Genomic DNA, 15,552 nt, shown 5'->3' with positions numbered 1-15,552 from the left:
GGATCAAGGTTTGACGCTGACGGTCGAAAAATCCTGTCTGCCAAACGGACTCACCTGATAACCCTCTACGTTTTTGCGGGTGAGCGTGTAAGCCGTTGGGTGTGCCAGAGGCAGCCAAAGCGCCTGTTGCTGAATCAGCCCTTGGGCCTTTTGATACAACGCGCTGCGCTTGTCCTGATCGGTGAGGGTTTTGCCCTCGCTGATCAAGGTGTCCAGAGTGTTGTCGCAATAACGCGCAAAGTTAGTCCCGGACTTCACTGCCGCGCAGGAAAATTGCGGTGTGAGGAAGTTGTCCGGGTCGCCGTTGTCCCCGGCCCAGCCCATGAACAGCAAGTCATGCTCACCGGCCTTGGCGCGCCGAATCAATTCGCCCCATTCAATCACCCGAATATCTGCCTGAACGCCAACTTTGGCCAGGTCAGCCTGCAATAACTGCGCACCCAGACTTGGGTTGGGGTTCAGCACACTGCCTGTTGGGCGTGTCCAGATGGTTGTTTTGAAACCGTCCTTCAGACCCGATTTTGCCAGCAGCTCCTTGGCTTTTTGCGGGTCGTAAGCGTACCCCGGCAAGTCCTTGGCATAGCTCCAGGTGGTGGCCGGGTAGATACCGTTGGCCGCCTGAGCGCTGTTTTCGAACACGGCTTTCAGGTAGGTGTCTTTATCGAATGCGAGGTTGATCGCTTGACGCACTTCAGGTTTGTCCAGCGGCGGATGCTGGCTGTTGATGGCCACAAACGCGGTCATAAAAGCCGGGGTCTGAGCAACGCTCAATGCCGGGTCTTTGGTGGCGCTGTCCACGTCCAGCGGTTTTGGCGAAAGGGCTATCTGGCATTCGTTCTGACGCAATTTTTGCAGGCGTACGTTGGCGTCTGGGGTAATGGCGTAAATCAGCCCGTCAACCGAGGGCTTGCCCGCGAAGTAATCAGGATTGGCCTTGTAGCGCACCACCGCATCTTTTTGAAAGCGGGTGAAGACAAATGGGCCTGTACCAATCGGCTGGCTGTTCATCAGCTCAGGGGTGCCGGCCTTGAGGAGCTTGTCGGCGTACTCGGCTGAATAAATCGAGGCGAAACCCATGCTCAGGGCGGGCAGGAAGGTGGAGTCTGGGTGACTCAGGGTAAAGCGTACGGTAAGCGGGTCAGGCGTCTCGATTTTTTTGATCAGGGCGGGCAACTGCAATGATTGCGCGTGAGGGAAACCGCTTTGGGCCACCTTGTGCCACGGTTTGGCAGGGTCCAGCATGCGTTCGAAGCTGAAACGCACGTCTTCGGCGTTGAGTTCCCGGCTCGGGGTGAAATATTTAGTGGTGTGGAATTTGACCCCAGGGCGCAATTTGAAATCGTACACAAGGCCATCAGGGGACACTGACCAGCTTTGCGCCAGCCCCGGCACCAACTTGCCCGTTTGCGCATCAAAGTCCACCAGCCGGTTCATCAGCACGTCTGCGGAGGCATTGGTGGTGGTGAGCGAGTTGTATTGCACCACGTCGAACCCTTCAGGGCTTGCCTCGGTGCAAACGGTCAAGGTTGCCGCGTGAACCCACGGGCTCAAGCACAGTGTCAGCAAAAAGGGGGCGGCAGCGAGGCGCATTGTGTGTGTCCTTTGCAAGTCGATGGGGCCCATCTGCAGGGCAGTCTGGAAAAGTCCTACCGTAGTGCGCGGGTAGATAAATAACTACCGTTTTCATGCCTTATGTGTGGCTTCCCTGCAAAGCAGTAATTTACGCAGCACCCACTGCCGCCCGGAATGCGGACTGAAACCTTTCATCTCGCGACGAGCGGTTGTAGATAGCCGGACATAGGCTTTAGCGCGGATTGGCGCTAGAATGCGCGCTAAATTAATTACAGCAAATCACATCGCTTGTTGTTGCTCTTTAGTCTTTCTGGTATAAAGCAGCGCTCTTTTCTAGGGGCCCGGTTCCTGCGTTTGTAGGTGTAGCCGGTAAGACCCTTAAAGAAACGCGGCGCCTGGCGCCATGACTGAGAGATTAAGCGGCCAACCCATGCCGGGTTGGGCATGTGGTTTTAGAGGGCTGAGGCATGTCGAGAGTCTGTCAAGTTACCGGTAAGGGTCCGGTGACTGGGAATAACATTTCCCACGCAAATAACAAAACCCGTCGTCGTTTCCTGCCGAACCTGCAGCATCACCGCTTCTGGGTTGAAGAAGAGAAACGTTTTGTTCGTCTGCGCGTATCTGCTAAAGGCATGCGTATCATCGACAAGCGCGGCATTACTGTCGTGCTGGCCGAAATCCGCCGTGCTGGCAAGATCTAAGGGAGCTAATCATGCGTGAATTGATCCGTTTGGTGTCGAGCGCTGGTACAGGCCATTTCTACACCACTGATAAGAACAAGCGCACCACTCCGGACAAAATCGAAATCAAAAAATTCGATCCGCGGGTTCGCAAGCACGTGATCTACAAAGAAGCCAAAATCAAGTAATTGGTTTTTCTTCTTACAAAAAAGGCCCGTATCGCGAGATACGGGCCTTTTTTGTGTTTGAAGGGCGCTAAATTGTTATGCCTGCGTCATTCCATTAACCACACAGATAACGCTGCATGATGTTGTTTTTGTCGACGATCACACGCAGGCGATCATCACGAAATTCTTGGGTGTAATTCTCTCCCGGTTTTTCAACACGTACCGAGGCAGACCCCGAACGGTTACGGATATCTTCCAGAAACTCCGGAGTGGCCGGGTGCAACATCTTGGTCAGCGCAAAATCCAGGTGGCATTTGCCTGTGACCGAATCCGATGCGGACGCTTCCAGGGCGCTCAAGCCCAGCGTTACCAAACCGACCAGCGTTGCTGTTTTCAGTTTAATTAAAGTCATCGTGTAGCTTCCTTGCATGAATAGATTTTTGATTGGAAAAAGTGTGTATCAGTAGAACCAGCAGAGTCCTTCTGCTGTTCCTTGCTCTGCAGAACATGCACGCTGCGTTTACCCACAGATCTGCGTGTTCAAAAAATTGTCTTCATTCACTAACAACCTCAAGCGAAAGGGATTGAATTCTTTAGTATGTGCCTCTCCCGGACGCTCTATACGAACCTCTTGCGCGCTGTAAGCGGTACGTAACTGCTCCACAAGCTGGGGTGTGACTTTGGGTGGTACGAGGTAGTTAATCGCCATGTTTGTATTGCATTTGCCGTCTTCGCCAGCCATTGCCTGCAATGAAAGGGTTGAGACCGCAACTGTTGCAGCCAACGCTGCACGTTTAAAAACCGTAGAGATCGACATGGTTCATCCTTGTCAGTAATCGAAAGTGAGTGGTGACACTGTCAGTGCTTGCTACTCCATGAGTGTTTGGCACCGCAGCGCTTGCCTCCAAAGACTGGCTTAATTTGACCCGCGCGCACTGCCGCAGGTGTTTCGGAATTTGTGCGTTAGTGAGTGTAAAAACAGGCAAAAAAAAGCCTCGCCCTGTCTTGATGGCGAGGCTTTCAAATGGTCTAAATCAGAGCTTTGGAGCGTTCTGCTCAAACACGACGTAAATCTTCCTACACGGTTCCAGTACTTCCCAAGTGCCGCTGAACCCGGCCGGGATTACAAAACGATCACCTGCGCGGAGTGTCTTGGCATTCCCTTGAAGGTCACGCAGAACCGAAACGCCTTGCATGATTTCGCAGTATTCATGCTCGGTGTAATTGACGGTCCATTGACCTACAGCGCCTTCCCACATCCCAGCATTCATTTGCCCACAAGGACTGTTGTAGTGATTGTGGATGACTTGCTCAGGGGAGCCCTTGAGTACTTTTTCCGGAGCCGGGCTGAAGCGTTCCGCCTGAGTGTTGGCCGTGCTGAAATCGACGATAGTTTTGATGCTCATGGTTCTTGTCCCCCCTGAAAGTGCGATGTGCAGGTCATTAAAGACCCAAGGTTATGTTTATTAAAACGAACAAGCCAAGCCATTCGCGCCCCATGTGTCAAATATATTGAAAGTTCCAGGGCCACTGGTTAGGGTGGCACTTCCATTTAACAATGAGGAGGACACTCGAATGACCACCCTGACGCGTGCTGATTGGGAACAACGGGCCCAACAGCTAAAAATCGAAGGTCGTGCGTTTATCAACGGTGAATACACCAACGCAGTCTCCAATGAAACATTCGAGTGCCTCAGCCCGGTCGACGGCCGCTTGCTGGGCAAAGTCGCCAGTTGCGATGCCGCAGACGCTCAGCGCGCTGTTGAAAATGCCCGCAAAACTTTCGAATCAGGTGTCTGGTCACGGTTGGCACCTGCCAAGCGTAAAGCGGTGATGATTCGTTTTGCCGATCTGCTCAAGCAAAACGCCGAGGAGCTGGCGCTTCTTGAAACCCTGGACATGGGCAAGCCAATTAGCGATTCGCTGCATATCGACGTACCCGGCGCCGCCGGTGCACTGAGCTGGAGCGGTGAAGCCATCGACAAAATTTACGATGAAGTGGCCGCCACCCCCCATGACCAATTGGGTCTGGTGACCCGTGAAGCCGTTGGCGTGGTCGGCGCCATTGTGCCGTGGAACTTCCCGCTGATGATGGCGTGCTGGAAACTGGGGCCTGCGTTGTCCACCGGTAACTCGGTGATCCTCAAACCTTCGGAAAAATCGCCACTGACGGCCATCCGAATTGCTGCACTGGCTGTTGAGGCAGGTATTCCCGCAGGCGTTCTTAACGTTCTGCCCGGTTACGGTCACACCGTCGGCAAAGCGCTGGCCTTGCACATGGATGTCGACACGCTGGTGTTCACCGGCTCGACCAAAATTGCCAAGCAGTTGATGATTTACTCCGGCGAATCGAACATGAAACGCATCTGGCTGGAGGCGGGTGGAAAAAGCCCGAACATCGTCTTCGCCGACGCGCCAGACCTTAAAGCAGCCGCCGAATCTGCCGCCAGCGCGATCGCCTTCAATCAGGGTGAAGTCTGCACCGCAGGTTCCCGCCTGCTGGTCGAGCGTTCGATCAAAGACACCTTCCTGCCGTTGGTGATTGAAGCCCTTAAAAGCTGGAAGCCAGGCAACCCACTGGACCCTGAAACCACGGTGGGCGCGCTGGTCGATACACAGCAAATGAACACTGTGCTGTCGTACATCGAGTCGGGCCATAGCGAAGGCGCCAAACTGGTCGCGGGCGGTAAGCAAATTCTGCAAGAAACGGGCGGTACTTACGTTGAGCCGACCATCTTCGACGGCGTCAGCAATGCCATGAAAATCGCTCAGGAAGAAATCTTTGGCCCTGTGCTGTCGGTCATCTCTTTCGATACCGCAGCTGAAGCGATCCAGATTGCCAACGACACCCCTTATGGTCTGGCTGCAGCGGTGTGGACGTCTGACATCTCCAAGGCACACCTGACTGCCAAAGCCTTGCGGGCCGGTAGCGTGTGGGTTAACCAGTACGATGGCGGTGACATGACTGCGCCGTTTGGCGGATTCAAGCAATCCGGTAATGGCCGCGACAAGTCGTTGCATGCGTTCGACAAATACACCGAGCTGAAATCCACCTGGATCAAGCTGTAACACCCCGCATCAAAGCATGACGTGCCCGCGCGATTAAACGCGCGGGCACACATTTCCCTCCCAAAAAACCATTGTCTCCGTTCGCGCAAACCTGCGCGTACGCCACTGGCCTTTGCAACCAACTACAGTCACTCTCTGTCACATCTCTATACACGGATGGTAAAGGAGGGTCAGATGGTGCAGTCCTGTTCGATCGAGCGCACAGTTGATGAGCTGCTCGCACGTTTGCCAGCCCATATTCACCTCGGTACTCCGCTGGGGCTGGGTAAGCCCAATCGGTTGATCAATGCGCTGTATCAGCGGATCAAAGGCTTGCCTGACCGTCAGCTAACGATTTATACCGCCTTGAGTCTGGGTCGCCCGCCGCTGGGAGACGGGTTGCAGCAGCGATTTCTTGAGCCTTTTGTAGAAAGAGTTTTCGGCGACTATATCGAGCTGGATTACTTGGCTGACCTGCGTCACAACCGCATGCCGGGCAATATACACATTCAGCAATTCTATATGCAGGCGGGCAGCCTGCTGGATAGCCCGCCCGCGCAGCAGGACTACGTCAGCAGCAATTACAGCCACGCGGCCCGCGACATCAATGCCTGCGGTTTGAACCTGATTGCGCAGTTGATCGCTTGCGACCCGCAGGATTCCAGCCGCTTAAGCCTCAGTTGTAACCCCGACATCACCCTTGATTTACTGCCCATGATCGCCAAACGTCGAGCCGCAGGCGAAACCATCCTGATGGTGGGCCAGCTTCATGGCGACTTGCCGTATATGCCCGGTGATTCAGAGGTTAAACCCGCTGACTTCGATTACCTGATGGACGACGTTGAGCGCACACGTTTGTTCTCGACCCCGAATATGCCGCTGACGCTTCAAGACCACTTTATTGGTGTCCATACCAGCACCTTGATTCGCGATGGCGGAACATTGCAAATCGGTATCGGCTCGATGGGTGATGCGTTGACCGGGGCTCTACTCGCGCGGCACTCCGACGGCGAAGGCTATCGAGCCCTGCTGGACGCTATTGATATCACCCCGTGGCAGGGCCTGATTGAGCGCGAAGGTGGTACCAGCTCCTTTGCCCAAGGCTTGTACGGATGCAGTGAAATGTTTGTAAGCGGGCTGATGGTATTGGTCGATGCGGGCATTGTTCGGCGCAAGGTCTATCCCGACGTCGAGCGCCAGAGCCAGGCCAATGCCGGCACTCTGGACGAATCTCTGCACACCGATGGCGTCTGTGTTCACGGCGGGTTCATTTTGGGGCCTGACAGTTTCTACCAACGCTTAAGGGCCTTGCCTCTCAGTCGACGTACTGAATTCAACATGACCGCAATCAGTTACATCAACGAGTTGTACGGCCAGGAAGAGTTAAAGCGCTTACAGCGGCGAGATGCCCGCTTTGTAAACAGCGCGTTCACCATGACGCTACTCGGGGCCGCAGTGTCTGATCAGTTGGAAGACGGCCGAGTGCTGAGCGGGGTGGGAGGCCAATATAACTTTGTTGCTCAGGGCCACGCGTTACATGACGCACGCTCAATTATCATTCTGCGCAGCTGGCGTGAATCAGGTGGGGAGGTCAATTCCAATATTGTCTGGGAATACGGTCATTGCACTATCCCGCGTCATTTGCGCGACATAGTGATCACCGAATACGGCATCGCGGACTTGCGTGGCAAGACGGATCGGCAAGTGATCGAAGCATTGCTCAACATCACCGATTCACGCTTCCAGACCGAACTGATTGCGCAGGCTCAGTTCTTCCGCAAATTGCCGGAGGACTTTTGCCTTGATCCACGGTTTACGGACAATAGCCCGGAGCGACTTCAGGAGATTGCCGAACGGCATGCGCATTTATTCCCGGAGTATCCGCTGGGGAGCGATTTCAGCGCGCAGGAACAAGACCTTCTGCGGGCATTGAACTGGCTTAAAAGTAAATTCAAGCTCACGCAGATCTACGAGTTGGGCAAAGCGACGCTGGAGGCCCCCGCACCGCAGGCTTTCCCTGAACATCTCGAACGCATGGGGCTGGAAAATCCTGACGGCCTGCGCGAAGAGTTGTATCAGCGTTTGTTGCTGGCCGGGCTGGAGGCCACACGCAACGTAAACCCTTAACCCTGTAGTCGCTGCCGCAGGCTGCGATAAGGACCGCAGGGCCTTCGCTTTCGAAGCGAGGGCCGCTGTGATGCCCATCGAAGCCTGCGACAGCGACTACAGATGGGGGTTAGTCAATAAACGTGACTTTGCCACCCGCCAGAGATTTAACCCGAGCCAGCGATTCAACGCGGTAGCCCTGTGCGTCCAGTTCAGCGCGGCCGCCCTGAAACGACTTCTCGATCACGATACCCAAGCCGGCCACTTCGGCACCCGCTTGTTTGATGATCGAAATCAGCGCCTGCGAGGCTTTGCCGTTGGCCAGGAAATCATCGATCACCAGCACGCGGTCAGTGGCCTGCAAGTGACGCGGGGAGATGGCCACCGTGCTTTCAGTTTGCTTGGTGAAGGAGTACACCGAAGCCGTCAGCAGGTTTTCAGTGAGGGTCAGGGACTGGTGCTTGCGTGCAAAAATCACCGGCACGCCCAAGTTCAAGCCAGTCATCACGGCCGGGGCAATGCCCGAGGCTTCGATGGTGACGATCTTGGTAATGCCCGCATCCTTGAACAAGCGCGCGAACTCATCGCCGATCTGCTTCATCAGGTACGGGTCGATCTGATGGTTCAAAAAGGCGTCGACCTTCAAAACCTGATCGGAAAGCACGATGCCTTCTTCGCGAATTTTCTTGTGCAGTGCTTCCAACGTAACGTCCTCAAATAGCGCATATGCGCTGAAGGTAGAGTGAAAAATAGTCGATTTTAGCGTTTTAGCATGGCGCGTATATCGGCCAATGCCGTATTTCCGCGAACCGCTTTAACTTCGGTAGGGGTGTCATCGTTGCCTTCCCAGGCCAGATCGTCCGGGGGCAACTCATCAAGGAAGCGGCTCGGCGCGCAGTCTATGATCTCACCGTATTGCTTGCGCTTGGCGGCAAAGGTAAATGCCAGCGTCTCACGTGCGCGGGTAATTCCCACGTAGGCAAGGCGACGCTCTTCCTCGATGGTGTCTGCTTCAATGCTGGAGCGGTGCGGCAGGATCTCTTCTTCCATGCCCATGATGAACACGTAGGGGAATTCCAGGCCTTTGGAGGCATGCAGCGTCATCATTTGCACGCCCTCGGCGCCGTCTTCCTCTTCTTGCTGACGTTCGAGCATGTCGCGCAGCACGAGTTTGCCGATGGCTTCTTCGATGGTCATGGCGCCGTCTTCGTCCTTTTCGAGGGTGTTTTTCAACGCCTCGACCAGAAACCAGACGTTGGACATGCGGTAATCAGCCGCCTTGTCGCTGGAGCTATTGATACGCAGCCAGTTTTCGTAATCGATGTCCATGATCATGCTGCGCAACGCTGCAATCGGGTCTTCCCCCGAGCAATGCTCACGCACGCGGTCCATAAAGCGTTTAAAGCGCACCAGACGATCCGTGAAGCGAGCGTCCAGATGCTCGCCCAGACCGATTTCATCGGTGGCCGCATACATCGAAATCTTGCGTTCGGTGGCGTAGTTTCCGAGCTTTTCCAGTGTCGTCGAACCGATTTCGCGGCGTGGGACGTTGATAACCCGCAAGAAAGCGTTGTCATCATCCGGGTTTACGATCAGGCGGAAGTAGGCCATCAGGTCTTTAACCTCCTGACGTCCGAAAAAGCTGTTACCACCCGACAAGCGGTAAGGAATCTGATGGTGTTGTAGCTTCAATTCGATCAGCTTGGCCTGATAGTTCCCGCGATAGAGGATCGCAAAGTCACTGTAAGGCCGGTCAGTGCGCAGGTGCAGCGTGAGAATTTCAACAGCCACGCGCTCAGCTTCGGCGTCTTCGTTGCGGCAACGTATTACCCGCACTTCATCACCGTGGCCCATCTCGCTCCACAGTTGTTTCTCGAAGGCATGGGGGTTGTTGGCAATCAACACGTTGGCGCACCGCAAGATGCGGCTGGTGGAGCGATAGTTTTGCTCCAGCATGACCACTTTCAGGGACGGGTAATCGTCCTTGAGCAGCATCAGGTTTTCCGGGCGGGCACCGCGCCAGGCGTAGATCGATTGGTCATCATCGCCCACTACGGTGAACTGGTTGCGCGTGCCGATCAGGTATTTCACCAGCAAATACTGGCTGGCGTTGGTGTCCTGATATTCGTCCACCAACAGGTAGCGCACCTTGTTCTGCCATTTTTCCAGAATATCGGCGTGCGCTTCGAAGAGTTTCACGGGCAGCAGGATCAGGTCGTCAAAGTCCACCGCGTTGTAGGCTTTGAGCGTGCGCTGATAATGGGTGTAAACGATAGCGGCCGTCTGTTCCTTGGGGTTGCGCGCGTTTTCCAACGCCTCGGGCGGCAGGATCAGGTCGTTTTTCCACGAGCCGATCATGTTCTTGATTTCATCGACCCCGTCGTCGCCTGAGTATTCCTTTTGCATGATGTCGGCCATCAGCGCTTTGACGTCCGCTTCGTCAAAGATCGAAAAGCCCGGCTTGTAACCTAATCGTGCATGTTCCTTGCGGATGATGTTCAGCCCCAGATTGTGGAACGTACACACCGTCAAGCCTCGACCTTCACCCTTTTTCAGCAGCGTACCGACCCGCTCCTTCATCTCGCGGGCGGCTTTGTTGGTAAAGGTCATGGCGACGATGTATTGGGCACGGATGCCACAGTTCTGAATCAGGTGCGCGATTTTTCGGGTAATCACGCTGGTTTTGCCGGAGCCTGCGCCGGCGAGCACCAAAAGAGGGCCGCCGACGTAGCTCACGGCTTCTTGCTGCCGGGGATTGAGTCGGGACATGACGAGTTAGGGGGTCGTGTGTAAAAAGGGCGAGCATTTTAACAGGCTGTGCAGATAATGCTGCCTCTGTGCGACGGTGTGACACGTCTCTTGATCTAAATTTGCCGCTTTTGTGCGTTTGTCGCAGGCTACCCCCTTGTTTTACGTCTACCTTACGGTAGGTTCAGGTCGCGTGTTCCGGACAAAGGGTCTCATTGCCATGACTCGCTGGAGCACCAAAATGCCTATCACTCATTTGTGTAGAGTCCAGGGAGCTAGCTTGTCAGAGCATGTCGAACCCTTGCGTTTGCTTTTGCTGGCTGAAGATCCTTCTTGGGAAGCGTTGGTACGCAAGTGCCTGCTGCCGATGGGAGGTTCAGTCATTTTGCTGTGCGCGCCAAGCTGGGAGTCCGTCAGCTACCTGTTTGAGAATGACCGAAACGCATTGTTGCTGACCACGCCCACCTTACAGCCAGCCCCGGGCCGCTGCCGCTTGCCCACCGTATTGTTGCTGGACGCTGAACCCGAAACCTCGCCCCAGGACGTCAGCGACTGGCTGGTCCGGCCCAGCCTGACCACTGATGTACTGCGACGTTGCCTGCGCCATGTACGCGAGCGCGGCATCCTTGAATACACCCTGCAACGCCTCGCGGAAGAGGACCCGCTGACCGGTATCGCCAACCGCCAGGGCTTTCAGACCTTGCTGGCCGTACGCTTGGCTGAAAACGACGGGCGTGGAATGGCGCTCGGGCATCTGGATCTGGACAATTTCCGTCACGCCAACGATGCGCTTGGCCATCAGGCCGGTGACCGTCTGATTCTGCAAGTCGTGGCGCGCCTTAAAAGCAGGCTTGAAGCCGGCGACCAGTTGGCACGGCTGGGCAGTGATGAGTTCGCACTGTTGATCGACACCCGCCGAGCGCCCGAGCGTGCTGAATGGATGGCCGAACGCATCATCGAAGTGCTGTCCGAGCCGTACTGGATCGACGGCGAAAGCCTGCTGCTCGGGTGCAGCCTCGGGATAGCCCATGCCCGCGTCAACGCCGGGGCCGATCCATTGATGTGGCATGCACACATCGCCATGCAACAGGCCAAAAGCACCCAGGGCTGTACCTATCATGTGTTCGACGAACGCATCAATCGTAATGCCCGCAGCCTGGCTGACCTTGAAAGTGAACTGCGCCGTGCCTTGCGCCGTGACGAACTGGAGCTGCATTACCAACCGCGTCTGGATTTGGTCACGGGGACGATTGTGGGATTAGAGGCGTTGGTGCGCTGGCGCCATGGCGAACGCGGATTGCTCGCGCCCAATGAGTTCGTGCCACTGGCCGAGCAAAGTGGATTGATTGTGCCGCTGGGTTACTGGGTTATCTCGCGTGCCCTGCGTGATATGCAGGCGTTGCGCGAGCGCGGGCTGGCGCCACTGCATATGGCCGTCAACCTGTCGTTCCGCCAGTTTCAGGACAGTCAGCTGCTATCGACCCTGAGCCGCCTGATTACCGAACGAGGCGTTGAAGCCAACTGGCTTGAGTTCGAATTAACCGAAACCGCGGTGATGCGGCGCAGTGATTTGGTTAAACAAACGATGGATGCGCTGGGACGACTGGGCGTGCGCTTCTCGCTGGATGACTTCGGCACGGGCTTTTCATCGTTCGTTCACCTCAACAGCTTGCCCATTGCCTTGCTCAAAATCGACAAAAGCTTCGTAGGCGGCATGGAAAACCGTGAAGAAAACCGCAAGCTGGTGCTGGCCATGATTAACCTGGCTCACAACCTGGAGCTGGAAGTCGTCGCTGAAGGCGTTGAAACCCCCGAGCAATTATCGTTGTTACGCGACTTTGGCTGCGACCAGGTGCAGGGCTACTTCATCAGCAAACCGTTGCCGCTGGCAGAACTGGTGGAGTTTTTGACGTTAGGGGCTGCGCAATAGGCCCGTCACGTCCATCCGTAGCGCACCAGATGAAAGAAAATCGGTGCTGCGAAACACACTGAGTCGAGTCGGTCCAGCATTCCACCGTGCCCTTCAATCATGTGCCCCCAGTCTTTCACGCCCCGGTCGCGCTTGATCGCCGACATCACAATTCCGCCAGCAAACCCCAGTAAGTTGATCAATAACGCGATCAAGAACGACTGCCACGGGTTAAATGGCGTCGCCCACCACAGCGCTGCACCAATCACTGACGACAGCAGTACTCCCCCTACAAAGCCTTCCACTGTTTTTGACGGCGACAGGTTGGGGGCTATTTTGTGTTTACCAAACAACTTGCCGCACACGTACTGCAAAACGTCAGAGAGCTGCACCACGATCACCAGGTAGGCGATCAGCAGGAGGCCGCGGCCCTCATGACCTGGAATGTCCAAAGTCAGTAGTGCTGGCACGAACGACACGCAAAACACCGCGATCATCAGCCCCCACTGCACTTTCGACGCGCGTTCCAAAAAGTGCGTACTGTCACCACCCAGAGAGGCAAGAATGGGTAACAGCAAGAACACATACACAGGAATAAAGATCGAGAAAAGCCCGTACCAGTCCAGGTAGATCAGCGCGTATTGCACTGGTAAAGCCAGGTAAAACGCAGCCACCAACGCCGGATAGTCGCTGCGACGGGTGGGGGTGAGGGTGAGAAACTCGCGCAGGGCGTAGAATGACACCGCGTAAAACAACAGGATCACGGCGCCAGAGCCCAGCCAGAAAGCGACGCCAATCACCACCACCATCACCCACCATGCGTTGATGCGAGCGTTGAGGTTGTCAATCAGCGCATTAGGCGCACCACGGGTGCGTCGTTTAAGGATCAGGCCGATAAGCGAGGCCAGGACCAGAATTAATCCGATCCCGGCGAACAACATCAGGGTGTGGCCATTCATGTCAGGATTGCTCCGAAGCAAGGGCGAGTAAAGCGTTGCGGGCGCGTACAAGAAACTGAGCCTTGTCTTCATCGCACTCCACGTACAGCGGTGCACCGAAGCGCAGGGTGCACAACAATGGCAGCGGTAGCGGGCGCCCCTTTGGCATGACACGGTTCAGATTGGCAATCCACACCGGAATCAATTCCACCTGTGGGTAACTTTTAGCCAAGTGATACATCCCGCTTTTAAACGCCAGTAAGCCCTCTTCCGGGTTGCGCGTACCTTCCGGGAAAATGATCAGTGAGTCGCCACTTTCCAAAGCGTTGAGCATTGGCTGCAAAGGGTTATCCACAGGCTCTTTGCGGTTACGGTCGATCAGAACACCGTTGAAGACCCGAGTGATGATGTAACGGCGCAAAACGCTCTTGTTCCAATAATCGCTGCCAGCGACCGGGCGCGTGAGCAGGCGCAAGTTGCGTGGCAAAGAGGCCCATAGCAACACGAAGTCACCGTGGCTACTGTGATTGGCAAAGTAGATACGTTGCACCGGCACCGGCGCGCAGCCCATCCATAAACTACGGGCTCCAGTGACAGTGCGCGCCAGCGAGGTAATCAAGGTGGCAACCATGGGTTCAAGCATGAGAATTCCTTATCCGCAGAAACGTAACCAGAAGCTGGTGAAAATGGCTGCCAGCGTCAGCATCACTTGCGCGCCGAATAACCACGCTTGCTTGTGCAGCAGTGCAAGCGCGCCATGACAGCGTTCAGTCCAAGGCCGGCCGGCTTTATTCGCCGTTTGCAGGCCAAGGCTTTGCAAGGCGAGGTCGAGTTGAGGGGTGTGGTGCAAGGTATCCGCCATCAAGGCGAACAGATCGGCGTCCAAAGCCACCCTTAGCGCCCAATATTTTTGCAAAAGGCCGACGATAATTATTCCAAGGCTCAATAGCAGAACGATCGGTGCAACAGGGAGCATCAATAGGGGCGCTAAACCCAATATCACACCCAACAAGGTCAGGCCCGTAGATAGGTGATCCAGCGCGCGGCCCCGACGCAACAAGCAGGCGGCCACCTGGAGCCGCATATCAGCGGGCATGCACCAAGGCCTTCAAAACGCTGCGATGGGCAGCATGCAGAACCACGCAGGGCCGTGCTGTACCTATAATGGCCACTGCCTGATCAAGCGTCTCCGCGCGCCGGCTGATCAACAGCCAAGCGGCAACCGCCGTAGCGCTTCGCGAATAACCCAGTGCGCAGCACACCAGCAACGGTCCGTGATGGCGTAAGCGCTCAATGGCTTGACCGGCTTCCAGACATTGCGACAGGGTAGGTACGGTCAAGTCCAGCACCGGCAAGCTGTAATAAACACGGTCCTGTGGTTTCACCGGGAGCTCTGCACACAGGTCCACCACGACGTTGAAGGGTTGTAGTTCGTTTGCTGCAGGAATACGTCCTAACCACACGTTATCCACAATCAGGTCAGGCCGTGGATGGTCATGCGTCCACAGCCGAGAGTTGACCCAAGCAGCGCCCAAATACGGCGCATACAGCCAGCGCGAGGCTTGAGTGAGCTGACCATCGATGCCTTTCTGAAAACCTGCAGCGCCCAGTAATCCATAATTGAGCGCTACCAACAGAAAGGATGCGGCTGGCCAGAGCATCCACAACCACCACCCGCCCAATTTAAATGCCAGTATCAGCAGCCCCAATACGCCCGCCCCATAGCGAAGCGCTAGTTGCCAGCGCGTTGAATCTTGCGCGAGTCGGGCACTCGACAACGGGCTGGACTGTTGCAATGGCCACATCCACACGCACAGCCAGCCAAGCAAAGCCCCGGTGGGCACATCGATAAAATGATGTTGATACGTGGTCAACACCGAAATACCAATCAGCCCGAACCAGCCATGCATCCACCAGCGCAACAGGCCTTGGGTATGGCGCTGGAACATGACCCACACAATCACCAGCAAAGCGATATGCAGCGACGGTGCCTGGTTGAACGGCTTGTCAAACCCCGCCAGCACAGCGAACAACCAACCGAACACACCGTCCAGTTCTGGCCGCTCAAACGTGAAGCGCAATGGCCAGATCAGGAAACAAGTGACCGCGATTAACTGGGCCGAAAGAAGACGCAGCACATGGCGTTTGAGCTCAGCGCGGTTATCGGGCAGAAACAAGGAGAGGCCATATAGCAGATCAATCGACCAGTACGGCACGATGGTCCAAGCCAGAAACGGCACATGGGTTTCCCAGGCGAATACCAACGTGCCCACGTCGTTACGCTGGCTAGTGAACCACGTCGCAAAACCGTAGGTGCTGAAAAATATCAGCGCCAACAGCAGCAGCCAAAAAGTCGCAAGCCTAAACAGACCGGGTTCGCGCAT

15 protein-coding genes are annotated in these 15,552 nt (G+C 55.6%); 5 read left to right on the top strand and 10 right to left on the bottom strand.

Translation table 11 applies throughout. The features are described from left to right. Nucleotides 1–3: 3 nt before the first annotated feature. On the bottom strand, nucleotides 4–1,590 hold the full coding sequence (locus tag GHN86_RS10585; RefSeq protein WP_153377460.1) for an ABC transporter substrate-binding protein: 1,587 nt from the start codon (nucleotides 1,588–1,590) through the stop codon (nucleotides 4–6). Between the two features lie 449 nt (nucleotides 1,591–2,039). Here GHN86_RS10585 and rpmB point away from each other — a divergent pair, with 449 nt between their 5' ends. Further along, nucleotides 2,040–2,273 (top strand): 50S ribosomal protein L28, encoded by a 234-nt coding sequence (gene rpmB / locus GHN86_RS10580; RefSeq protein ID WP_019410280.1) that lies wholly within the window; start codon nucleotides 2,040–2,042, stop codon nucleotides 2,271–2,273. An 11-nt stretch (nucleotides 2,274–2,284) separates the two neighbouring features. After that, a complete protein-coding gene (gene rpmG / locus GHN86_RS10575) occupies nucleotides 2,285–2,440 on the top strand; it encodes a 50S ribosomal protein L33 (RefSeq protein WP_003437824.1) in 156 nt (51 codons plus the stop codon). A 94-nt stretch (nucleotides 2,441–2,534) separates the two neighbouring features. Here rpmG and GHN86_RS10570 read toward each other — a convergent pair whose 3' ends face one another. The 3 genes from GHN86_RS10570 to GHN86_RS10560 form a co-directional block, all read right to left on the bottom strand. Beyond that, a complete protein-coding gene (locus GHN86_RS10570; RefSeq protein WP_194286181.1) occupies nucleotides 2,535–2,831 on the bottom strand; it encodes an I78 family peptidase inhibitor in 297 nt (98 codons plus the stop codon). Between the two features lie 108 nt (nucleotides 2,832–2,939). Further along, nucleotides 2,940–3,236 (bottom strand): hypothetical protein, encoded by a 297-nt coding sequence (locus GHN86_RS10565; protein ID WP_153377458.1) that lies wholly within the window; start codon nucleotides 3,234–3,236, stop codon nucleotides 2,940–2,942. A 217-nt stretch (nucleotides 3,237–3,453) separates the two neighbouring features. Then, a complete protein-coding gene (locus GHN86_RS10560; RefSeq protein WP_153377457.1) occupies nucleotides 3,454–3,825 on the bottom strand; it encodes a cupin domain-containing protein in 372 nt (123 codons plus the stop codon). 169 nt (nucleotides 3,826–3,994) lie between these two features. Between GHN86_RS10560 and GHN86_RS10555 the strand changes: the two genes are divergently transcribed. Beyond that, a complete protein-coding gene (locus tag GHN86_RS10555) occupies nucleotides 3,995–5,488 on the top strand; it encodes an aldehyde dehydrogenase (RefSeq protein ID WP_153377456.1) in 1,494 nt (497 codons plus the stop codon). Nucleotides 5,489–5,662: 174 nt separating this feature from the next. Next, a complete protein-coding gene (locus tag GHN86_RS10550; RefSeq protein ID WP_153386526.1) occupies nucleotides 5,663–7,594 on the top strand; it encodes an acetyl-CoA hydrolase/transferase C-terminal domain-containing protein in 1,932 nt (643 codons plus the stop codon). A gap of 109 nt (nucleotides 7,595–7,703) precedes the next feature. Here GHN86_RS10550 and GHN86_RS10545 read toward each other — a convergent pair whose 3' ends face one another. Then, complete coding sequence (locus tag GHN86_RS10545; RefSeq protein WP_153377455.1) at nucleotides 7,704–8,276, bottom strand: xanthine phosphoribosyltransferase; 573 nt, start codon at nucleotides 8,274–8,276, stop codon at nucleotides 7,704–7,706. 56 nt (nucleotides 8,277–8,332) lie between these two features. Further along, complete coding sequence (gene rep / locus GHN86_RS10540; RefSeq protein ID WP_153377454.1) at nucleotides 8,333–10,342, bottom strand: DNA helicase Rep; 2,010 nt, start codon at nucleotides 10,340–10,342, stop codon at nucleotides 8,333–8,335. A 259-nt stretch (nucleotides 10,343–10,601) separates the two neighbouring features. Here rep and GHN86_RS10535 point away from each other — a divergent pair, with 259 nt between their 5' ends. After that, nucleotides 10,602–12,251: a putative bifunctional diguanylate cyclase/phosphodiesterase gene (locus GHN86_RS10535; RefSeq protein ID WP_153377453.1), complete on the top strand. Its 1,650-nt coding sequence runs from the start codon at nucleotides 10,602–10,604 to the stop codon at nucleotides 12,249–12,251. Between the two features lie 5 nt (nucleotides 12,252–12,256). On the opposite strand, the gene GHN86_RS10530 is transcribed toward GHN86_RS10535, so the two are convergent. Genes GHN86_RS10530 through GHN86_RS10515 form a run of 4 tightly spaced genes read right to left on the bottom strand, consistent with a single transcriptional unit; the run spans nucleotide 12,257 to nucleotide 15,552 of the window. Next, the gene (locus GHN86_RS10530; RefSeq protein ID WP_153377452.1) at nucleotides 12,257–13,189 is read right to left on the bottom strand and encodes a phosphatidate cytidylyltransferase; all 933 of its coding nucleotides are present in this window, start codon (nucleotides 13,187–13,189) and stop codon (nucleotides 12,257–12,259) included. A 1-nt stretch (nucleotide 13,190) separates the two neighbouring features. Then, on the bottom strand, nucleotides 13,191–13,811 hold the full coding sequence (locus GHN86_RS10525; RefSeq protein WP_153377451.1) for a lysophospholipid acyltransferase family protein: 621 nt from the start codon (nucleotides 13,809–13,811) through the stop codon (nucleotides 13,191–13,193). Nucleotides 13,812–13,820: 9 nt separating this feature from the next. Continuing rightward, entirely contained in the window at nucleotides 13,821–14,264 is a 444-nt protein-coding gene (locus GHN86_RS10520) for a hypothetical protein (protein WP_153377450.1), read from the bottom strand. Next, nucleotides 14,254–15,552, bottom strand: coding sequence for a phosphatase PAP2/dual specificity phosphatase family protein (locus GHN86_RS10515; protein WP_153377449.1), 1,299 nt, complete (start codon nucleotides 15,550–15,552; stop codon nucleotides 14,254–14,256). Before GHN86_RS10515 ends, GHN86_RS10520 begins: the two co-directional genes overlap by 11 nt.

The sequence above is a fragment of the Pseudomonas helleri genome, from assembly GCF_009600315.1.
Taxonomy (GTDB): domain Bacteria; phylum Pseudomonadota; class Gammaproteobacteria; order Pseudomonadales; family Pseudomonadaceae; genus Aquipseudomonas; species Aquipseudomonas helleri_A.
The sequence above is the reverse complement of the archived record's forward strand: the minus strand, read 5'-3'. Positions and strand labels throughout refer to the sequence as shown.